This is a genomic window from Acidovorax radicis (assembly GCF_020510705.1).
Taxonomy (GTDB): Bacteria; Pseudomonadota; Gammaproteobacteria; order Burkholderiales; family Burkholderiaceae_C; genus Acidovorax; species Acidovorax radicis_A.
The window spans coordinates 2,719,384-2,740,844 of the sequence record NZ_CP075184.1 but is presented as its reverse complement, the minus strand read 5'-3'; the positions used below and the strand labels follow the sequence as shown (position 1 = coordinate 2,740,844).

General features: G+C 65.7%; 16 protein-coding genes. 9 read left to right on the top strand and 7 right to left on the bottom strand.

Annotated features, from left to right (window positions below):
* Window positions 1-33: 33 nt before the first annotated feature.
* Window positions 34-615 carry a C40 family peptidase gene (locus KI609_RS12470; RefSeq protein ID WP_226443673.1) on the bottom strand — a complete coding sequence of 194 codons (582 nt, stop codon included), beginning with the start codon at window positions 613-615 and terminating at the stop codon, window positions 34-36.
* A gap of 503 nt (window positions 616-1,118) precedes the next feature.
* On the opposite strand from KI609_RS12470, the gene KI609_RS12465 reads away from it, so the two are divergent.
* The 3 genes from KI609_RS12465 (at window position 1,119) to KI609_RS12455 (ending at window position 4,264) form a co-directional block, all read left to right on the top strand.
* Window positions 1,119-2,648 carry a thymidine phosphorylase family protein gene (locus tag KI609_RS12465; protein ID WP_226450380.1) on the top strand — a complete coding sequence of 510 codons (1,530 nt, stop codon included), beginning with the start codon at window positions 1,119-1,121 and terminating at the stop codon, window positions 2,646-2,648.
* Window positions 2,649-2,650: 2 nt separating this feature from the next.
* Window positions 2,651-3,565 (top strand): ribose-phosphate diphosphokinase, encoded by a 915-nt coding sequence (locus KI609_RS12460; RefSeq protein ID WP_226443671.1) that lies wholly within the window; start codon window positions 2,651-2,653, stop codon window positions 3,563-3,565.
* 93 nt (window positions 3,566-3,658) lie between these two features.
* Window positions 3,659-4,264 carry an isochorismatase family protein gene (locus tag KI609_RS12455; protein ID WP_226443669.1) on the top strand — a complete coding sequence of 202 codons (606 nt, stop codon included), beginning with the start codon at window positions 3,659-3,661 and terminating at the stop codon, window positions 4,262-4,264.
* A 271-nt stretch (window positions 4,265-4,535) separates the two neighbouring features.
* Here the strand turns inward: KI609_RS12455 and chrA are convergent, their stop codons facing one another.
* Entirely contained in the window at window positions 4,536-5,759 is a 1,224-nt protein-coding gene (gene chrA / locus KI609_RS12450) for a chromate efflux transporter (protein WP_226443667.1), read from the bottom strand.
* A gap of 249 nt (window positions 5,760-6,008) precedes the next feature.
* Here chrA and KI609_RS12445 point away from each other — a divergent pair, with 249 nt between their 5' ends.
* The gene (locus tag KI609_RS12445; protein ID WP_226443665.1) at window positions 6,009-7,901 is read left to right on the top strand and encodes a propionate--CoA ligase; all 1,893 of its coding nucleotides are present in this window, start codon (window positions 6,009-6,011) and stop codon (window positions 7,899-7,901) included.
* Between the two features lie 66 nt (window positions 7,902-7,967).
* Here the strand turns inward: KI609_RS12445 and KI609_RS12440 are convergent, their stop codons facing one another.
* The 5 genes from KI609_RS12440 to KI609_RS12420 form a co-directional block, all read right to left on the bottom strand.
* Entirely contained in the window at window positions 7,968-8,435 is a 468-nt protein-coding gene (locus tag KI609_RS12440) for a GNAT family N-acetyltransferase (protein ID WP_226443663.1), read from the bottom strand.
* Window positions 8,436-8,512: 77 nt separating this feature from the next.
* Window positions 8,513-12,340, bottom strand: coding sequence for an EAL domain-containing protein (locus KI609_RS12435; protein WP_226443662.1), 3,828 nt, complete (start codon window positions 12,338-12,340; stop codon window positions 8,513-8,515).
* Window positions 12,341-12,665: 325 nt separating this feature from the next.
* Window positions 12,666-13,589: a DMT family transporter gene (locus KI609_RS12430; RefSeq protein ID WP_226443661.1), complete on the bottom strand. Its 924-nt coding sequence runs from the start codon at window positions 13,587-13,589 to the stop codon at window positions 12,666-12,668.
* A complete protein-coding gene (locus KI609_RS12425; RefSeq protein ID WP_226443660.1) occupies window positions 13,586-14,149 on the bottom strand; it encodes a methylated-DNA--[protein]-cysteine S-methyltransferase in 564 nt (187 codons plus the stop codon). The genes KI609_RS12430 and KI609_RS12425 overlap by 4 nt, the downstream gene beginning before the upstream one ends.
* A 56-nt stretch (window positions 14,150-14,205) precedes the next feature.
* On the bottom strand, window positions 14,206-15,831 hold the full coding sequence (locus tag KI609_RS12420; protein ID WP_226443659.1) for a DNA-3-methyladenine glycosylase 2 family protein: 1,626 nt from the start codon (window positions 15,829-15,831) through the stop codon (window positions 14,206-14,208).
* Window positions 15,832-16,002: 171 nt separating this feature from the next.
* Between KI609_RS12420 and KI609_RS12415 the strand changes: the two genes are divergently transcribed.
* From KI609_RS12415 to KI609_RS12395, 5 genes are all read left to right on the top strand, one after another.
* Window positions 16,003-17,391 (top strand): phosphomannomutase/phosphoglucomutase, encoded by a 1,389-nt coding sequence (locus KI609_RS12415; protein WP_226443658.1) that lies wholly within the window; start codon window positions 16,003-16,005, stop codon window positions 17,389-17,391.
* A gap of 112 nt (window positions 17,392-17,503) precedes the next feature.
* Window positions 17,504-18,304 carry a carbon-nitrogen hydrolase family protein gene (locus KI609_RS12410; RefSeq protein WP_226443657.1) on the top strand — a complete coding sequence of 267 codons (801 nt, stop codon included), beginning with the start codon at window positions 17,504-17,506 and terminating at the stop codon, window positions 18,302-18,304.
* Window positions 18,301-19,683, top strand: a complete 1,383-nt coding sequence (locus tag KI609_RS12405) for a 3-deoxy-D-manno-octulosonic acid transferase (protein ID WP_226443656.1) — start codon at window positions 18,301-18,303, stop codon at window positions 19,681-19,683. The genes KI609_RS12410 and KI609_RS12405 overlap by 4 nt, the downstream gene beginning before the upstream one ends.
* A gap of 76 nt (window positions 19,684-19,759) precedes the next feature.
* A complete protein-coding gene (locus KI609_RS12400) occupies window positions 19,760-20,065 on the top strand; it encodes a hypothetical protein (protein WP_226443655.1) in 306 nt (101 codons plus the stop codon).
* A gap of 185 nt (window positions 20,066-20,250) precedes the next feature.
* The gene (locus tag KI609_RS12395; RefSeq protein ID WP_226443654.1) at window positions 20,251-21,423 is read left to right on the top strand and encodes a trans-sulfuration enzyme family protein; all 1,173 of its coding nucleotides are present in this window, start codon (window positions 20,251-20,253) and stop codon (window positions 21,421-21,423) included.
* Window positions 21,424-21,461 lie beyond the last annotated feature (38 nt).

Sequence of the window (21,461 nt, the reverse complement as noted above, 5' to 3'; positions counted from 1 at the left end):
GTGGGCAGTTTTATCCGCCACCGTGACCAACGTTTATTGCTGCGCGGCTGGCGCGTTAGCCACGGTTTCGGGGGGATTTACCCGGCGGGCGCCATTGAAGCGGCGGGCCCAGTAGGAGATGCCCATGTCTTCCACCCGGATTTCAGTGCCGCTGCGGGGGGCATGGATGAATTTCCCGTCGCCCACGTAAATACCGACATGGCTGAAACTGCGGCGCATGGTGTTGAAGAAAACGAGATCGCCGGGCTGCAGTTCTTTTTTGTCGATGATCTGGGTTGCTGCGGCTTGCTGATCCGCCCGGCGGGGCAACAGGAGGCCCACGGTTTGTTCATACATGGCGCGGACAAAACCGCTGCAGTCAAAACCGGTCTCTACACTGTTGCCGCCCCGTTTGTAGGGCACGCCCAGAAAACCCATGGCATTGCTCACCAGATCAGACGCTCGGTCGGCAACGCTGTGGGCCTTGTCTGCCACCTTGTGGCCGACATCTTCAAACCGCGTCAAGAGCCCTTTTTCTGCAATCAGACGATCGATATCGTCATGGCTGGTGAGGGCTGGTGCGGCCTGTGCGGTGGCCGCGCAGGCAAGAAGAAGAGTGCAAAACCATCTGGACATGGGGGCGAAGGGTAACACGGCTTCATTGGTTATTTGTAATAAGCGATTTTACAAGCCGTTGATTTGATTCAGATAATCTGACTTCGCAGGTTTTATGCGACCACCTTGCGGTGGGCCGTGGCGCCTGCCAACCGGGCATGCGCTGGGTGTTGTGGGCTCCTTGCCTCTCACTATCCCTTCTTTCTGTACCTGTTTGTACCTGTTGAAGGGAGCGATGCTTTACAGGGTGATCGGCAGCCCCGTGGGCCTGGTTGCTGCGGTTGCAGCCGAATCGAGTGACCTGTGGCTGCGGCGATGGCGAGGTGTTCTTGATGCAGGTCATGAGATTTGACAGATCTGCGTGCTGCACACGCTGGCGTGGGGTGCCCCTGAGATGTCGCGGCGCATTTTCGGTATAGGCTGACGCTATGCACGCAGCGCCTTACCCTTCATCCGATTCTTCCTCCCCTGCACCCGCTGCCACGGCCCTTGTCGATGGCACTGACGCGTTGCCCCGGTCCCAGCTGGCCCTGCGCCGTGTCGCCATCGACACCTGGCGTGAAAACGTGGCTTACCTGCACCGCGACTGCGCCGTGTACCGGGCCGAGGGCTTCCAAGCCCTGTCCAAGATCGAGGTGCGTGCCAATGGCCGCCGCATTCTGGCCACGGTGAACGTGGTGGACGACGCTGCGATCGTGGGCTGCAACGAATTGGGCCTGTCGGAAGATGCCTTTGCGCAATTGGGCGTGGACAACGGCCACACCGTATCGGTGGCCCAGGCCGAACCGCCCGAATCCATGGGGGCGCTGTTTCGCAAGATTGCCAGCGAGCGCCTCACGCGCGAGGACTTTGGCGCCATCGTGCGCGACATTGCCGACCACCGCTATTCCAAGATAGAGCTCACGGCCTTTGTGGTGGCCTGCCACCGCAGCGAGCTGGACCGCGAGGAGGTGTTCTTCCTCACTGACGCCATGGTGGCCAGCGGCAGGCGGCTGGACTGGCACGAACCGCTGGTGGTCGACAAACATTGCATTGGCGGCATTCCCGGCAACCGCACCACCATGCTGGTGGTACCCATCGTGGCGGCGCACGGCATGTTGTGCCCCAAGACCTCGTCGCGTGCCATCACCTCTCCGGCTGGCACGGCCGACACCATGGAGGTGCTGGCCAAAGTGGAGCTACCGCTGGAGCAGTTGGCTGACATCGTGCGCGACTATCGGGGTTGTCTTGCCTGGGGCGGCACGGCCAATCTGTCGCCCGCTGATGACGTGCTGATCTCGGTGGAGCGGCCCCTGGCCATCGACTCGGCCGGGCAGATGGTCGCATCCATCCTGTCCAAGAAGGTGGCGGCCGGTGCCACGCATCTGGTGCTCGATATTCCCATCGGCCCCACGGCCAAGGTGCGGTCCATGCCCGACGCGCAGCGCCTGCGGCGGCTGTTTGAATATGTGGCACGGCGCATGGGCCTGTCGCTGGACGTGGTCATCACCGATGGCCGCCAGCCCGTGGGTAATGGCGTGGGCCCGGTGCTGGAGGCGCGTGACGTGATGCGGGTGCTGCAAAACGATCCGCGCGCGCCCGACGACCTGCGGCAAAAATCGCTGCGCCTGGCCGGGCGTCTGATCGAGTGCGACCCCGATGTGCGCGGCGGCGACGGCTATGCCATTGCGCGTGACATCCTCGACTCCGGCCGCGCCCTGGCGCGCATGAACGCCATCATCGCGGCCCAGGGCAGCACGGGTTTCGACCACAACCACCCGGCGCTGGGCGCGCTCACGCTCGACGTAGTGGCGCCGGCCAGCGGCGTGGTCGCGGGCATCGACAACTACCAGATCGCCCGCGTGGCCCGACTGGCAGGGGCCCCCAAGGTGCCGGGCGCCGGGGTGGACCTGATGCACAAGCTGGGCGACACCGTGGCTGCGGGGGACTTGCTGTACCGCGTGCATGCCAGCTACCCGGCCGACCTGGAGTTTGCGCGCCACGCGTGCGAGCGCGACAGCGGCTACCGCCTGGGCGCCGCCGACGAAGTGCCCCGTGCGTTTGTGGAATTCTGACAATGACCCCATCAGAAACCGCCTGTTTGCTGTATTTCGACGATGAAGCGGCGCCTGCGGTGCGCTTGGCGCAGGCTGCAGGCCTGGCCGCCCAGGCCATCGAACGCCATCGTTTCCCTGATGGAGAACTCAAGCTGCGCCTGCCGGTGGATGCCGCAGGCCGCCTGCCAAGGCACGCCGTGCTGCTGCGCAGCCTGCACCAGCCCAACGAAAAACTGGTGGAGCTGCTGCTGGTGGCCCGCACCGCGCGCCAGCTGGGCGTGCAGCACCTCACGCTGGTAGCGCCGTACCTGGCCTATATGCGGCAGGACATCGCTTTCCACCCCGGCGAGGCCGTGAGCCAGCAGGTGGTAGGCGGGTTCCTGGCTGGGTTGTTCGACGCAGTGATCACCGTGGACCCGCACCTGCACCGCATCGACCGGCTGGGGCAGGCCATCCCCGTGCCACAGGCCGTGGTGCTCAGCGGCGCCGAGCCCCTGGCCGACCTGATCGCAGAGCAGCGCCCGAATGCACTGCTGGTGGGCCCTGATGGCGAATCCGCGCAATGGATCGCCCAGGCCGCCGCGCGCCACGGGTTTGATCACGCTGTCTGCACCAAGGTACGCCATGGCGACCACGAGGTGGCCATCGAGCTGCCCACCCTCAACGCACAGGGCCGGGCGGTGGTATTGCTCGACGATATGGCCAGTACCGGCCGCACGCTGGCGATGGCGGCGCGGTTGCTGCTGCAGGCAGGCGCCGCATCGGTCGATGTGGCTGTAACGCATGCACTGTTTGCGGGCGACGCGCTGCAGGCGCTGCACGATGCGGGCGTGGGTGCGGTGTGGAGCACCGACTGTATTCCCCACCCCAGCAACGCGGTGGCGATGGCGGGGTCGCTGGCTGCGGCGCTGCAGACGGTACTGTCGTCTTCATAGCCGATCACCCCCGCAGGGCTGCGACAATGCGCCACGCTCTGAAAGCGCTGCCACCCCAGCGGGCAGGCCCACCAACAAACCACATCTCACACCATGCTGCTTGACGCCACCGAATCCCAACTCGTCCTGGTCGACTACCAGGAGCGCCTGATGCCCGCCATCTTTGAAGGCACCGCTGTGCTGGCCAACGCCCGCCGCTTGGCCGAGATCGCCCGCATGCTCGACGTGCCCGTGTGGGGCACCGAGCAAAACCCCTCGCGCCTGGGCGCCAATGACGCCGCGCTGCGCGCGCTGTGCCAGAAAACCCTGGCCAAGATGCACTTCAGCGCCGCCGAAGAAGGTCTGGGCGAATGGCTGCGCCCCCCCGCCAAGCCCCAGGGTGGCAATGCGCGCAGCCTGCCCAAACACCTGCAAAAGCCCGCTGCAGCCCAGGGCGACGAGCGCGGCACCATCGTGATCGCCGGGTGCGAAGCCCATGTCTGCCTGCTGCAGACGGCGCTTGACCTGCTGGAAGACGAGTTCGACGTGTGGGTCGTGACCGACGCCTGCGGCTCGCGCACCGAACGCAACCGCGACGCCGCCTTTGACCGCCTGGCCGGCGCGGGCGCTGAGCTGGTGACCACCGAGATGGTGGCGTTTGAATGGCTGGGCACATGCGAGCACCCCGCGTTCAAGGACGTGCTGGGGTTGATCAAGTAACTGATTCTTGATGGTTTTTGGCTGTTAGCGCTTGTCCATCAAGCGCTAACAGCTATCAAAAATATAGCGTATTGGCGTGCCTGCGCCCGTGCGCGGCAAGCGCAATCACCGGTCATTGGGCCTCAAACAGTGCACCGAACAGCTCTTTGACCTTTGCCCGCGCCTCTGCAAGCGCTATCTGGCCTTGCCCGGTGATCTCGTAGACGCCTCTCTCGCGTTTCTCGCGGCGCTCCGTGCGCTCATGTCGTCTTTGCCGGTCATTGCCCCGGTCTCACAAAACCGCGCCCAGCAGCCAACCCACCGCGCCGCTACCAACAACGACCAGCCAGGGTGGGAGCTTCCAGAACATCAGCGCCACAAAAGCCACTACGGCCAGCCCGAAGTCTTGTGGCTGATGGATGGCGCTTATCCATACCGGCTGGTAGAGCGCCGCCAGCAGGATGCCGACCATGGCAGCATTGACACCGGCCAGCGCCGCCTGCGTGCGCAGGCTGTGGCGCAGCCGCTCCCAGAAGGGCAGGGCACCGACGACCAGTAGAAAGGACGGCACAAAGATCGCCAGCAAGCAAATCATGCCGCCGATCCAGCCAGAAGGCGCCGTGGCCATGGAGGCCCCGAGGAACGCGGCGAATGTGAACAAGGGGCCGGGCACCGCCTGCGCGGCACCGTAGCCCGCCAGGAAGGCTTCGTTGCTGACCCAACCGGAAGGCACGACCGCGGCTTGCAGCAGCGGCAACACGACGTGGCCGCCGCCAAAAACCAGGGACCCCGCACGGTAGAAGGCGTCCACCATGGCCGTGACGGGGTTCGGCACGATTTGCGCCAGCAATGGCAGACCGGCCAGCAGGGCAAAAAACAGCGTCAACCAGATCACGCCAGCGCGGTGGCTCACCGTGATCGGCAAGGGATCGTGCGCGCCGTCTTGCGTGGGTTTGAACACCAGCAGACCCGCGATGCCTGCGGCCACAATCGTGCCGACCTGCCCCCAGGCGGACGGCACAAGCAGAACGACACAGGCTGCAACGGCCATGATGCTGACACGCAGCACGCCCGTGCAGAGGTTGCGTGCCATGCCCCACACCGCTTGGGCAACGACCGCGACTGCCACCACTTTCAGGCCGTGCAGCGCTCCGGGCGATAGGACATCGCCGTGGTTGGAAATGCCCAGCGCGAACAGGATCAAGACAACGGCCGAAGGCAGCGTGAAGCCTGCCCAGGCGGCCAGCGCACCGGCATAACCCGACCGGGACAGGCCCAATGCCATGCCCACTTGGCTGCTTGCGGGCCCCGGCAGGAATTGGCACAGCGCCACCAAATCTGCATAGCTGCGCTCGGACAGCCAGTGCCGCCGGGTAACGAACTCATCCCGAAAGTAGCCCAGGTGCGCGACAGGGCCACCAAAAGAAGTGAGCCCAAGGCGCAGAAAGATGAGAAAAATAGACCAGGGGTTGCGGTCGCCACGGTGCGAATCGGCCAGGGATTCGTTTGATTTCATTGACGATCGCTTTTCAATAATCGATTGCCGATACAGAAAGTCGATTTTATAGAGATGGCTGCCCACGGGATGGATACTGCGCCTGGGCGATGGCGCGGCGGCGCATGGCGGCGCAGGAACCTGCGTGTGATGGACTCAGCGTCCGCTTTGGAATACCTTCCGTCAGTTTGCCGCAAGCCCGTTATGAATAATTATGAATTCAAAACCTGCTGTTCTGGCAGGGCGAGAGATGCCGAGGAGACACCCGCAATGACCGCATATGCCGACTTCTACCGCCAGTCCATTGACGACCGCGATACTTTTTGGGCCGAGCAGGCCCGTCTGATTGACTGGCGTACCCCGCCAAAGCAGGTGTGCGACTACAGCAACCCGCCATTTGCCAAGTGGTTTGAGGGCGGCACCACCAATCTGTGCCACAACGCCGTGGACCGCCATCTGCTGTCGCGCGCCGCGCAGCCCGCGCTGGTGGCCATCTCCACCGAAACCGATACCGAGCGCAGCTACAGCTTTGCCGAGCTGCATGCCGAGGTGCAGCGCATGGCGGCCGTGCTGTTGTCCCTGGGGGTGAAGAAGGGCGACCGCGTGCTCATCTACATGCCCATGATTGCAGAGGCCGCTTTTGCCATGCTGGCCTGCGCGCGCATCGGGGCGTTGCACTCGGTGGTGTTTGGCGGCTTCGCGTCGGGCTCGCTCGCTTCGCGCATCGAAGACTCGGAACCGGTAGCGGTGGTCAGTGCCGATGCGGGTTCGCGCGGTGGCAAGGTTGTGCCCTACAAGCCCTTGCTGGATGACGCCATCACCTTGTCCAAACACAAGCCAGCAGCCGTGCTGATGGTGAACCGTGGCCTGGCGCCCATGCAACTGCAAGTGGGGCGCGATCATGAATGGGGGCCGCTGCGCGAACGATTTCTCCACCTCACGGTGCCTTGCGAATGGGTCGATGCCACCCACCCCAGCTATACGCTCTATACCAGTGGCACCACCGGCAAACCCAAGGGCGTGCAGCGCGACACGGGGGGCTATGCGGTGGCGTTGGCCGCCAGCATGAAGCACATCTTTGATGGCAAGGCGGGAGACGTGTACTTCGCCACCAGCGACATCGGCTGGGTGGTGGGCCACAGCTACATCATTTATGGCCCGCTGATTGCGGGCATGACCACCATCATGTACGAGGGCCTGCCCACGCGGCCCGACCCTGGCGTGTGGTGGAGCATTGTCGAAAAATACAAGGTCACCCACATGTTCTCGGCCCCCACGGCGGTGCGGGTGCTCAAGAAGCAGGATGCGAGCTGGCTCAAGAAGTACAACGTCTCCACCCTCAAGGCCCTGTGGCTGGCGGGTGAGCCGCTCGACGAGCCCACAGCGCAATGGATCAGCGATGCACTGCAGGTGCCCATCATCGACAACTACTGGCAGACCGAAACCGGTTGGCCCATCCTGACCCTGGCCAACGGCGTGGAGCCGCAGACGACACGTTTTGGCAGCCCTGGCAAAGCCATGTATGGCTTTAACGTCAAGCTCATCGACGAGAGCAACGGCGAAGAACTGACCGGCGCCAACCAAAAAGGCGTGGTCGCCATCGAAGGCCCGCTGCCCCCCGGCTGCATGCAGACCGTGTGGCGCGATGACGCACGTTTTGTGAACACCTACTGGAAGAGCATCACCGGCCGCCTGATCTACAGCACCTTCGACTGGGGCATCCGTGACGCCGACGGCTATTACTTCATCCTGGGCCGCACCGATGACGTGATCAACGTGGCCGGCCACCGCCTGGGCACGCGCGAGATCGAAGAGAGCATCGCCTCGCACCCCAATATCGCCGAAGTGGCCGTGGTGGGCGTGGCCGACAGCCTCAAGGGCCAGGTGGCCATGGCGTTTGCCGTGGCGCGCGATGCCTCGGGCCTTGATTTAGAGGCCGCACGCCTCAAGCTCGAAGGCGAGGTGATGAAGCAGGTGGACAGCCAGCTCGGCGCCGTGGCGCGACCATCCCGCGTGTACTTTGTGACCGTGCTGCCCAAGACACGCAGCGGCAAACTGCTGCGCCGAGCCCTGCAGGCCGTGGCCGAGCGGCGCGATCCAGGCGATTTGACCACCATGGAAGACCCGGCTGCGCTGCAACAGGTGAAGGACCTGGTGGGGTAACCGAGCCTGTGCGCGGGGCCTGCAGCTACTTTTCTGACGGCTTGGCGTGGTGATGACCGCGACGGCCTAAGTCACCGGTTTGGCGACAAAAGCCTGTTTGCCGTTCCGGTCAAAACCAGCTTTCTCGTAGAACCTCAGCGTGCTTTCGTCCTTTCGGCCGGTCATCAGCATGACCTTGTAGCAGCGCTCCCGCCATGCGTGGGCCAGTGCGTGCTGCAACAGGGCATGCCCCCAGCCCTGGCCGCGATGGGCCGAGTGCGTCACGACGTTCTCGATGACGCCGTAGGGGCGGCATGCGCGTGTCAGATTGGGTATGACGGTGAGCGTGCAAGACGCGACCAAAAGGTCCTCGTTCCAATCCCCAAAGTACCGAATGCGTGGATTGGCAAGTGCCTCGGCCCACACGGCTTCGACTCCAGGCGACGGGGGGAGCGGCTCGTCGTGTTCGTGCAGATGCTGGTACAGGGTGAGCAGCTGCGTGAGTTCGTGGGTACGAAGTTCGCGAATGTTCCTGGGCGCTGCCTGGCGGTGCATAGAGATTCAAAACGGTATTAAAAAGATAGCTATCCGTGCTTTATGGACAAGCGCTAGAGCCATTTTTTATTCAAATTTCATACCGGCCGCTGCCGCTGCCACCCCGCCGGTGGTTGCCACGCTGGCGCCCAGCCAATGAAGTCCTCCAGCGGCATCGGGCGTGCAATGCAGTAGCCCTGCGCCTGGGTGCAGCCGAGCTGCAGCAGCATCTGGCCCTGCTCGACGGTTTCCACGCCTTCGGCGATCACGCGGTAGCCGAACGAGCGGGCCAAGCCGATCACGCCCTGCACGATGGCCAGGTCGCCGGGGTCGCCCATCATGCCGTGCACAAAGCTCTGGTCGATCTTGAGCGTGTCCATGGGCAGCCGCCGCAGATAGGTCAGCGATGAATAGCCGGTGCCGAAATCGTCGAGCGATACCGCTACGCCCTGGCCGCGCAGCTCCTGCAGCGTGGCGGTGACGGCCAGCAGGTCATAAAGGGCCGCACTTTCGGTGATTTCAATCTCCACCAGGTGTGCGGGCACCCGAGGGTGGCGCCCCAGGCATTCGGCCATCCAGGGCGCAAAGCCGGGTTGCTGCAAATGCTGTGCTGAGATATTGATGCTCAGCGGCATGGGCATTGCGTTGTCGAGCAGGTGCTCCAGAACCGCCAGCGCGGCTTCTACCACCCACTCGCCAAAACCGATTTCCAGCCCGGTGCCTTCGAGCAGCGGCAGAAATTCGGCAGGGCTCACGATGCCACGTTCGGGGTGTTGCCAGCGGGCCAGTGCCTCGGCTCCCACCACGGCGCCGCTGCGCATGTCTACCTTGGGTTGCAGATACAGCGTGAACTGGCCGTCCGCCAACGCATCGCGCAGATGGAGCCCTTGCGCGCGCATGAACTGCATGGCTTGTTCGTGGGCCGCGTCAAACTGGTGAAACCGGTTGCGACCGGCCTGTTTGGCGGCGTACATGGCCTGGTCCGCATGGCGCAGCAGCGTGTCTGCGTCGGCCGCATTGTGGGGGAAGATCGTGTAGCCGATGCTGGCGGTCACCACCACACGCTCGGTGTCGATGGTGTAGGGGGCCGAGACGCTTTGCATCACCCGTTCAAGCAAGTGATCGCAGTCGCTTACCGATTCCAGCCCCGGCATGAGGATCACGAATTCGTCGCCGCCCAACCGGGCCACGCAATCCATGGGCCGCAGTGCGCGGGTCAGGCGCCCTGCAACCACCACCAGCAACCGGTCGCCCGCACCATGCCCCAGCCGGTCATTCACGGGTTTGAACCCGTCAAGATCGAGGTACGCCACCCCCAGCTGCGTGCCGGTATCACGGGCCTGGTCCATGCACTCTTGCAGCTTGCGCGCCAGCAACACCCGGTTGGGCAGGCCCGTCAAGGCGTCATACAGCGCCAGGCGTTGCAGCAGCAGCTCTTGCTCGCGCTGGGGCGTGACGTCGATAGACACCCCCAACATGCGCTCTGGCCGGCCTTGGTCATCAAAGCCCACGATCTTGCCCAGGTTGCGCACCCACCGGGGCGTCTGGCCCACGGTGCTGACCCGCAGCGTGGTGTCGAACGGCGTGGCGGGGTGCTCGGTATGGCGGATCAGTTCGGCCGTGATGCGGTCGATGTCTTCGGAGGCCGTCCCATTCGTCCATTGGATCGATTCGATCGAGGTCTGTGCCCCTTCTGGTACGGGCAGGCCGCGCATTTCGCTCCAGCGGTTGTCGCCCATGACAAAACCTGTTTGCAGGTTCCAGTCCCACAACCCCAGCGATGCGGCCGATAGGGTGAGCGACAGCAGGGCTTCGCGTTCGCGCACCTGTTCTTCTTCACGCGCGCGGTTGGTGATGTCGTGCACCGAGAACAGCCAGCAGGATTCGCCGTCAAACTCGGTGGGCCGCATCGACTGCAGCACGATGCGTTGCGAGCCGTTGCGCACGTTCAGCTTGACCTCATAGTCGCGCAACTGCCCGCTGTTTTTGACCTCGGCCATCAGGCGCTGGCGATCCTCGCTGCTGAAAAGACCCAGTTCAATGGCCGTATGGCCAATCGCTTCTTCGCGCGGGATGCCCGTCAGCGCCACCCAGGCGGGGTTGATGTCCACATACTGCCCGTCGCTCTGACGGGACAGGCCCATGGGGTAGGGCATGAGGTGAAAAATGCGCGAAAAGCGCTCTTCCGACTGGCGCAGGCGCTGCTCGGCGCGCTTGACCTCGTCGATGTCCTGCATCACACCACGCACTTTGACGACGCGGTCGTTTTCAATCACGGGCTCGCCGCTGGCGCGTACCCACAGCAGGTGGCCATCAGCATGCACCACCTCCAGCTCCATGCTCCACGCCGCGCGCTGCAGGATGCTCAGACGGAACCTGTCGCGCAGTGGCTCCCGGTAAGCCGGCGCCACATGGCGCTCGATGTAGTTCGAGGGCAGTGGCAGCCGTGGGTCGAGCCCGTGGATCTCAAAACACATGTCCGACCACGACACCAGCCCCTTGCCGCGTTCGTCTTCCCACGCGCCCAGCCGCGCCAGCCGGCCCGCCTGCCGTAACTGGTTGTAGAGCGCCCGCAGTTCGTCGCTTTGGCGTTGCGCTTCCGTCATGTCGTGAAAAATGAAAACAAAGCAATTTTCACCATTGATCAGCACAGAGCGTGCTGACATGAGCCCAGGAATGGTCCGGCCTCTGCCCCGGGCCATTAGCGGCAGCCGGTCGACCTTGCCATCGCGCAGAAAGGTCTCCACCAGCCGGGCGCGTTCCTCGGGGCTGGCCCAAATGGAGAGTTCGCCGGAGGTACGGCCCACCACGGCCTCAAGGGTGAGTCCCATCACCTCGCAAAACGCGGGGTTCACATCGACGTAGCGGCCGTCTGAAATGCGCGAGATGCCGGCCGGATCGGGCAGGGTCTGATAGAAGGTGGTGTACTTGGTCTCGGCAGACCGCAAGGCTTCTTTCACTTCGTGGTGGGCTGTGATGTCCACGTCCATGCCGACGAGGCTCAGCGGGCGACCCAGGTCATCGCGCCGTGCTACGGTGCCGCGCGACATCAGCCAGCGCCAGTGCCCCGCCGTGTCCATCACGCGGAACTCCGCCTCATAGCTTTCTTCCAGCCCGTCCATGGCGCGCGCAAGGTGCGCGGCGTTGCGCTCGGCATCCTGGGGGTGGCGGCGGGCGTACCAGCGGTTCCAGAGGTCGGGCGCCTGGGCGTCGGCCGAGGTGATGCCGTAGGCCTCGTAAAAAGCACCATCACAACGGAACCGGCGCGCGGCCACGTCCCACTCCCAGCGGCCACCGCTCAGCGAGCCCAACGCAAGGCTCAACTGCTGCTCACGCTGCAACAGCGATTGCTGCATGTCTTTGCCCGCCAACTCGGAGCGGGCCTTGCTGGCCAGCAGCAACTGGCCCACGCCCAGCATCAAGACCCCCGCGCCGTGGTACCACGGCATGTCGTGCCCGATGCCAGGCCCGGTGTCCGCCCCCCACAGGCCGCAGGTGGCCGCCAAGGGCAGGGTCAGAGACAGTCCGATCAGGGGTGCCCAGGCCGGCGTGCGCAGGCGATAGCCCATCCAGCGCCATAGCAGCCCGGTGGCAACGGTTGTGCCCAGCACCGCGGCGGCGGGGATGGCGGCCGAGGTGTCTGTCCACAGCACCGCCGCCAGGCTGATCAACGCCGTGAGGATGGCCGCCGGGGCGCCAAAAAAAAGGGCCATGAAAGCGGCGACAGTGGGATACGCCACAACATGCAGCTCGGGGGCGTTGGCTCGCAGGGCCTCAAAGGAGGCCACCGAAACGATCCCGCCCGCCACGCCGAGCAGCAGCAATGTGTTGCGCGACGGGCGCAACGACTCTTGTGGCGGTAGCCAAGCCAGCACCAGCAGCAGCGACATGAGCGCGGTGCCGGCCAAAAGGGTGTTGTTACCCATGAGAAAACGCGTGTACCGGAGACTGTGGCGGGATGGCTTGAACCGAGCGGGCAATGGATGGGCAACTACCAGGGGCTTGTATGAAAGAACCCCGCCCCATGCCGCTGACGAACTTGGTCATGTCACACGACACCGATAAGAAACCCATGGGCAGAGTTTAGAGCCTGTTCAATGTCTTTTGGGAGTCGCACAAGTACCTAGCCGGGATGGGATGCTAGGCGCGGCAACGCCGCAGACCTCCCGGCAAGGCACTTGCCCAAAGAGTTGGAGTGAAATCGGGCGATTGCACTCCAATGCGATCCCCAAAAAGACTTTGAACAGGCGCTCACCGTTGAGAAGGCGGCGGCGCAAGCCTGAGCGTCCTGACAAGTCCGGTTGACAACATCGTGCCGCACACGATCACCAGGGCGCAGCCAATCATCCAGGGCGTAACCCTCTCGCCCAGGAACAAGCTGCCGTAGAACACGGCGAACACGGGGGCGATGAAGGTCACCGCCAGCGCGCGGCTGGGGCCTGCGTGCGCGATGAGGCGAAAGTACAGGATGTAGGCAATGCCGGTGCACAACACGGCGATGGCCCCAATGGCCGCCCAGGCACGCAGTCCGGGCATTTGCGCAGGCCAGAGCCACACGGTGGGCAGTGCCAGGCCCAGCGACGCGCCCAGTTGGCTGCCGGTGGCCGTGGCCAGTGGGGGAATGCCCGTGAGGTAGCGCCGTGCGAAGCTGGCCGACAGGCCATAAAAGCTGGAAGCCGCCAGGCAGGCCGCAATGGCCCAACCGGCATGTTCGGTCTTGAACCCGGTGCCCGCAGGGGCCCGCCAGGCCAGCAACGCCACCCCGATAAACCCCAGGGCCAGCCCCGCCCAGCGCAGGCGGTTGATGCGGTCACCCAGCCAGATCCAGGCCACCAGCGCGCCAAACAGCGGCACGGTGGCGTTGAGGATGGAGGTCAGGCCGGTGGCAATGTGCATCACGGCCCAGGCAAACAGCGCAAACGGAATGGCCGAATTGAGGACCCCCGCCACCATGATGGGCCGCCAGTGCCTGCGCAATGCGGGCCAGTGGCCCTGGCGCATCATGATGGGCCACAGGAACACCGTGGCCAGCATCACGCGCAAACCGACCATGGGCAGCGGGCCGAATTCAGCCGCGCCCATGCGCATGAAGAGAAACGATGCGCCCCACAAGGCCGCCAGCAGGATGAATTCTCCGATCCAGGTCGATACAGGCTGGGTTCCCTGGCTGTTCATGCGCATCCTTTGTGGTGGTTGTTGTCGTGTGGGTAGGCGGCTGGGCCACCGGGTTGTGCATTCTCCAGGGTCAGCAAGGCCCTTTTTCGGTCGAGGCCTCCGGCATAGCCGGTAAGGCTGCCGTCGGTGCCTACCACCCGGTGGCAGGGTACGACCACGCTGATCGGGTTGCGCCCCACGGCGGCGCCCACCGCCCGCACGGCCAGCGGGCGGCCCAGCTGGCGGCTCAAGGCGCCATAGCTGGTGGTGGCGCCACGGCCTACGGCGAGCAAGGCGCGCCACACCTCCTGCTGGAACGGCGTGCCGCCCGAGAGGTCCAGCGGCAGGTCAAACCCGGCGCGCTCACCGCAAAGGTACTGCCGGAGCTGGCGGGCTGCCTCCTGCAGCACCGGGTGGCCAGCCGCGTCGGCCCAGGCTGCCGGGCCATGGAGCTGCGTGCTGGGCTCGTGGCGCTGGCCTTCAAACCACACGCCAGCGAGGCCGGTGGGCGATGCTGCCAGGCGCACCGGTCCCAGCGTGGTGGAGGTGCGCATCTGCACGGTATGGGGATGGAATTGCATGGTTCAGTGGAACTGTTTTTGAATGAAATGGGCCGATAGCGCTTGATACATAAGCGCTAGCAGCGATTGTTTTTGTAGTGAATCGGTTGGCGGGGCGGGGCGGGGCTGGCGATGCTGCCCGCCGCCCACGCACGCAGCACCGCATAGCTGCGCCAGGGCCGCCACGCCTGCGAGGCCTCGGCAGCGGCGCGGGCCGGGTTCTTGTGCCCCTGCACAGACAGCGCCTTGTGCAGTGCCACATCTGCGGCCGGGAAGGCGTCGGGCCAGCGCAGCACCCGCATGGCGATGTACTGGGCCGTCCAGTCGCCAATGCCGGGCAGGGCGCACAGGGCGGCGGTGGTTTTTTCGACATCGGCGCCCGCATGCAGGGCCAAAGCGCCGCTGTCCACCGCCCGGGCCAGCGCGACGATGGCGGCTTGGCGCTGGCGCACGATGCCCAACTGGCCCAGCGTGTCGCCATCGGCGTTGGCCAAGGTCGTGGCGGTGGGGAACAGCCGGTGCAGCTCAGGCCAGGGCGTTTCGATGGGCTCACCCAGCCGCTCCACCAGGCGCTGGCCCAGCGTGCGGGCGGCGGCCACGGTGATCTGCTGGCCCAGCACGGCACGCACGGCCAGCTCGAAGCCGTCAAATGCACCGGGCACGCGCAGGCCGTCGCCTTCGGGGAAGTGGGGGTGCAGCACAGCGTTGATGGCGGCCGGGTCGGCATCAAGGTCGAGCATGGCGCGCACGCGGCGGATCACGAGCGGCAGCACGGGGTACAGGCTGTCGCTGGTCTGCAGCACCACCTGGTGGCGGGTTGCGTCAAAACGGGCACTGAGCCAGCCAGTGGTTTCTTGCGGCAATCCGGTGCGGGTGCTGGGCAGCCGCACCGTGCGGCGCAGGCCGGGGCCGTCGGTGCCGTGCACGACCCATTCCACGCCATGGAACTGCCGTTTTTCAAAAAAGGCCAGCAGGGCGGCCACATCAAAGGGCGGGCGCCAGGCCAGTCGCAGTGCGCTGGTGCGGCCCGCGCCCGGACTGGTCGTGCTATCAACGCCGCTGCGCCGCAGCTGGGTGGGGTTCAGGCCATAGTGCCCGGCAAACGCGGCGTTGAAGCGGCGCACGCTGGCAAAACCGCTGGCCAGCGCCACCTGCGTCACGGGCATGGCCGTGTCGGTGAGCAGCTGTTTGGCCGTGAGCAACCGCCGGGTCTGCAGATATTGCAGCGGCGAGACACCCAGCGCGGCTTCAAAGATGCGCCGCAGGTGGCGGTCGCTCACACCCAGGCGCTGTGCCAGGCGGGCCACGGTGGCACCTTCACCCGGGGTGCCCGGGGTCGAAGGGTGCGGCCACAGATCGGGGGCATCGAGCAGGCGCACGGCCTGCTGCACCAGGATGCCGCTGGCGTCCTGCACCGACCACACCAGCGCCTGGGGTGCGACCTCGGGCCGGCAACGCAGGCAGGGGCGAAACCCGGCACTCTCGGCCTGCGCGGCCAGGGCATAGAAGCGGCAGTTTTCACGCCGGGGCGCGCGCACGGCGCACACCGGGCGGCAGTAGATGCCGGTGGAGGTCACTGCGGTGAAAAAGTGCCCGTCAAACCGTGCATCGCGGGCCAGCACGGCCAGGTAGCGGCCCTCGTCCGACGCGGTTTCTGCGGCGGTTGCGGTAGCGGCAAGGGAGGGCGGTTTGGCCAATGTCATGGGCTGAATCATAGGAGGCTGATTCGGCATCACTAGCCGTTTTCGGACATGTGCCTCGGGCTGTTGGCCCGGCGGTGCGCTCCACCGGGCGGCATTGGCTGACAGATGCTGCAAAAGGCGCCGCCTACAATGCAGCGGACTTTCAACCCCCATCGCGAAAGGCCCTTCTGCGTGCAACCTACCCCCGCCATTTTCAAAGCCTATGACATCCGCGGCATCGTGCCGTCCACCCTGAACGAAGACGTGGCCCTGGGCCTGGGCCGGGCCTTTGGCACCGCCGCCCGCGCCGAAGGGCAGACCACGGTGGCCGTGGGGCGTGATGGCCGCCTGTCGGGCCCTGCCATGTCGGCGGCGCTGATCCGGGGCTTGGTGGAGGCGGGCATTGAGGTGATCGACGTGGGCCTGGTCACCACGCCCCTTTTGTACTTTGCGGCCAGCACGCTGTGCAACAGCGGCATCCAGGTTACCGGCAGCCACAATCCCAAGGACTACAACGGCTTCAAGATGGTGCTCAATGGCCGCGCCATCTATGGCGAAGAGATCCAGGCCCTGCGCCGCACCATGGAGCAGGAAAGCTGGCAACTGCTGCCCGGCGGCTCGGTGCGGCATGTGGATGTGCTGCCTGCGTACCGCGATCGCATCGTGGGTGACGTGAAGCTGGCCCGGCCGATCAAGATCGTGGTGGACTGCGGCAACGGCATTGCGGGTGCCTCGGCCCCCGACATCTTCCGTGCGCTGGGCTGCGAGGTGGTCGAGCTGTTCTCGGAGGTGGATGGCAACTTCCCCAACCACCACCCCGACCCGAGCAAGCCCGAGAACCTGCGCGATTTGATCGAGGCCTTGAAGAGCAGCGATGCAGAGCTGGGCCTGGCCTTCGACGGCGACGGCGACCGCTTAGGCATCGTGACCAAGGAAGGCACCAACATCTTCCCCGACCGCCAGATGATGCTGTTTGCCCAAGACGTGCTCTCGCGCGTGCCCGGTGGCGAGATCATCTTCGACGTGAAATGCACCCAGCGCCTGGCGCCCGCCATTGCAGCGGCAGGTGGTGTGCCGGTGATGTTCAAGACCGGCCACTCGCTCATCAAGGCGCGCATGAAGGAGACCAACTCCCCGTTGGGCGGCGAGATGAGCGGCCACATCTTCTTCAAGGAGCGCTGGTACGGCTTTGACGACGGCACCTACGCAGGCTGCCGCCTGCTGGAAATTCTGAGCCGCAGCAGCGACCCGAGCGCGGTGCTCAACGCGCTGCCCACCAGCTTCTCCACGCCTGAGCTGAACGTGGCCTGCGCCGAGGGCGAACCCCACCGCCTGACGGCCGAGTTGCAAGCCCTGGCCGCCGAGACCTTCACTGCGCCTGCCACCATCAGCACCATCGACGGTCTGCGTGTGGACTGGCCCGATGGCTTTGGCCTGATCCGCGCCAGCAACACCACGCCGGTGCTGGTGTTGCGCTTTGAAGGGCATACCACCGAAGCCCTGGCGCGCATCGAAGCGGCCATGCTCGCGCTGCTGCACCGGGTCAAGCCCGATGCCCATGTGGGGGCTGCCAGCCACTGACGGTGGCGCGGGCGCCGCGTGGTCATGGGCATCTGCGCCCTGCAGCCGTAGCGGCCGTCCAGCCCTGCATGCCTCAGTCCCGAAGCCTTCCTTCCTCCTTCCTCCTTCCTCCTTGTCCGTACGCCGCGTGAATCCCTCTTTATCTATCCCTTTGCGCATTGCGGCGGCGCAAGCCTGCTCGGTGCCCGGAGATGTCGCGCGCAATGTGCAGACGCACCTGGTGCTGGCGCAGGCGGCGGCGCACCGGGGTGTGCAACTGCTGGTGTTTCCGGAGCTGTCGCTGACGGGCTATGAGTTGCCCTTGCTGGCTGGCCATGTGCTGGATGCCGGCCATGCCGCGCTGGCACCGCTGCGCCAGGCAGCACACCACCTTGGCATGACGCTGGTAGTGGGCGGCCCGGCAGCACCGGCAATGGCCGGGGGCCTTCCCGCCATCGGTGCGTGGGTGCTAGGCGCGGACGGATCTGTGGCGCTGTACCGCAAACGGCATCTGCACGGCAGCGAAGAGCAGTTTGCAAGCGCCGGTGATGAAGATGCCCAGGTGCGGGTTTTGGCGGGCGAGGCCACGGGCCTGGCCATCTGCGCCGACGCTACCCACCCGGAACATGCGCACGCAGCGGCCATGGCAGGCGCTGCGCTGTATGCAAGCGGCGCACTGATCTCGGAAAAAGGGTACGGGCCCGAATCGGCCCAGCTCCAGGGTTACGCCAGGGACCACACCATGGGCGTGCTGGTGGCCAACCATGGGGGGCCGTCGGGCGGCTACGTCAGCGTGGGCCGCAGCGCTTTCTGGGCGCCAGGGGGCCGGTTGGTGGTGGCAGCGCCGGGGGCGAGCACCTGTCTGGTGCTTGCGACGCGTGGGCCCGATGCGGTCTGGTCGGGTGAGGTGGTTGCGCTGGAAGCGCTTGCATGAACGCCGCACGCGCCCTGTATTCGCTGTTCACCTGGTGCGCCCAGCCCCTGCTGCGCCGCAAGCTGCGCCGCCGTGCCGTGGCCGAGCCTGGCTATGCCGTTGCGGTGGGCGAGCGGTTTGGCCGCTATCCGCAACCCATCGACAGCCTCATGCCCCACAGCAGCATGAATGTGATGGGCCGTTTTGTGTGGATCCATGCCGTCTCGCTGGGGGAGACCCGGGCCGCTGCCATCTTGGTGGCAGCCCTGCGGGCGCAGTGGCCAGACATGCGCCTGCTGCTCACGCATGGCACCGCCACCGGCCGGGCTGAGGGGGAGAAATGGCTGTTGCCCGGTGACATGCAGGTCTGGCTGCCGTGGGACACACCGGGCGCCGTGGCGCGGTTTCTGCGCAAATTCAAGCCGGCCATCGGCGTGCTGATGGAAACCGAGGTCTGGCCCAACCTCGTGGCCGGGTGCCGCAAGCAGGGTGTGCCCCTGGTGCTGGCCAATGCACGCTTCAACGAAAAATCGCTGCGCAAGGCACAGCGCGTGGCGGCACTGGCGCGGCCCGCCTACAGCGGGTTGTCGGCGGCCTGGGCGCAGACCGAAGAAGATGCGATCCGCCTTCGGGCCCTGGGCACCAATGTGCGTGGCGTGTTTGGCAACCTCAAGTTTGATGTGGTGCCCGACGCCAGCCAGTTGGCGCAGGGCCGCGCATGGCGGGCCACCAGCGCCCGCCCGGTGGTTTTGCTGGCCAGCAGCCGTGAGGGCGAAGAAACCCTGTGGCTCGATGTTCTGAAGCAAAAACAGGCGCCAGCGCTTGTCCATAAAGCGCAAGCAGCTATCAATAATGAAGCAAGCGCCACCATCCCCCCGGCGTCCGCCGAGGTGCAATGGCTCATCGTGCCTCGCCACCCCCAGCGTTTTGACGAGGTGGCCGAGCTCTTGGCGCGTGCGGGCCTGCGTGTGTCGCGCCGCAGCCAGTGGCACAGCGCGCCCGCAACGCCCGAAGATGCCGATGTGTGGCTGGGCGACAGCCTGGGGGAGATGGTGCTGTATTACGGCCTGGCCGACGTCGCCTTGCTCGGGGGCAGTTTTGCCCCGTTGGGTGGCCAGAACCTGATCGAGGCGGCCGCTTGCGGGTGCCCGGTGGTGCTGGGCCCCCATACCTTCAACTTTGCGCAAGCCGCAGATGCCGCATGCAGCGCAGGGGCGGCGCAGCGCGTGGCGGACATGGCGCAGGGCCTGCGCGTGGCCTGCGAATGGGCCGGCAACCCCCAGCGCCTGGCGTTGGGCCGCGCGCAGGCCCTGCAGTTCGCACAAGCGCACCGGGGTGCCGCCGAGCGCACGGCCCACGCACTGGCCGATGTACTTGCCGCCACCCGAACGCGGGAGTAGGGTGGCGCGTTGTGCCCTGGCCCGGATGATCGGATCTCGGAGCGCAACAACGGTTGGATGAACAAAGGAGCCACACGTGCAGACCTGGTTTTCGCAGTCCCTCGGCGATGGGGTGATGGCCTTTGAGCCCAAAGAAGCCTTGCGTGAGCAGTTTGACGCCCTGTTTCAGGCCGCAGGCAAGCCGCTGGACATGGCCGTTTTCACCCGCCACGAGCTGGAAGGGCGCTTGCAGTGCGAGGCCATGGCCTACTTTTCACCCGCCGCTGCTGCTCTGGCGCGCGAACTGGGTGCGCGGCCTTGCGAGCGGCCCTCCACCAACGACCTGGATCTGCTGGCGGGCGATCCGGGGTGCTGGGCTGTGCTGTTTGCGGTGCCATCGTAGGCGGGCAGGTGCTGTCTCGCACCCGAGGCCGGGTTGGTGCCAAAACACCCTCCCGCGCTTATGGTGCCTGCGCTGGCAGCTATGAAGAGTGGAGCACAATGACCGCTTAGATCGTGAACGCGTTCTGAGGCACCGTTCGCTTCGCCGTCCTTGTTTGGCCACCGCCGCTTTTTTCTTCCAGCACCATGACCCACCTGCGCACCCGCGCTGTCCACGCTGGGCAGCACCCCGACCCCACCACAGGCGCCATTGCCACCCCCATCAACCAGACCACGGCCTTTGGCTATGGCACGCTGGAGCGTGGCGCCGCCATCTTTGCCGGTGAGGCAGCGGGCTACCGCTACAGCCGCTTCGCCAACCCCACCGTGGCCGCGCTGGAGGCCAAGATGGCCGACCTCGAAGGGGCAGAGGCGGCCGTGGCGTTTTCAAGTGGCACGGCGGCCTCTTCGTCTGTGCTGCTGGGGTTGCTGAACCCCGGCGATGAGCTGGTGTTCCTGGGCCCACTGTACGGCGGCACCGAAAGCCTGCTGCGGTCGCTGGGCGAGCGTTGGGGGATCAAGGTGGTGGATGCCACGGTGCCTGGGCTCTCCGCCTGCCTGACCCCGGCTACCCGCATGGTCTGGGTCGAAACCCTCTCCAACCCCACGCTGCGCCTGCACGACCTGGCGCAGGTGGCCGCCGTGGCGCGCGCGCACGGCGCGATCACCGTGGCCGACAACACCTTTTGCACGCCGTGCCTGCTGCGCCCACTCGCCTGTGGCATCGATCTGGTGTTGCATTCCATGACCAAATACCTCGGCGGCCACGGCGACGCCACGGGTGGCCTGGTGGCGGGCTCCGAAGCGCTGGTGGGCAACATCCGCAAGACCGGGCTGGGCCATGTGGGCGGCAACCTGGCGCCGCAAGAGGCTTTTTTGTTTCTGCGCGGCATCAAGACCCTGCCGCTGCGCATGGCCGCCCATTGCGAGGGCGCTGCGGCGGTGGCGCGTTTCCTGGCGTCGCACCCCGCCGTGCGCGCCGTGCATTACCCTGGCTTGCCGGGGCACCCGCAGCACGCGCTGGCGCAGCGCCAGCTGCAGGGCGGTTTTGGCGGCATGGTGTCCTTCGAGCTGGCGCAGAGCGAACGCGCGGTGGCCGCACAGGTGCTTAACCGGCTGGCGCTGTTCACGCAGGCCGTGTCATTGGGCGATGTGGACAGCCTGGCCTGCCACCCGGCCAGCACCACCCACAGTTTTGTTTCGGCCCAGGCCCGGGCCGCCAACGGCGTGACCGAGGGGTTGATACGCCTGAGTGTGGGCATCGAGCACCCTGACGACCTGGTGGCCGATCTGGCGCAGGCACTGGACGCCGTGCATTGAACCGTGGTTCGGCACCGTGCGCTCGGGCCCGGTTCCGA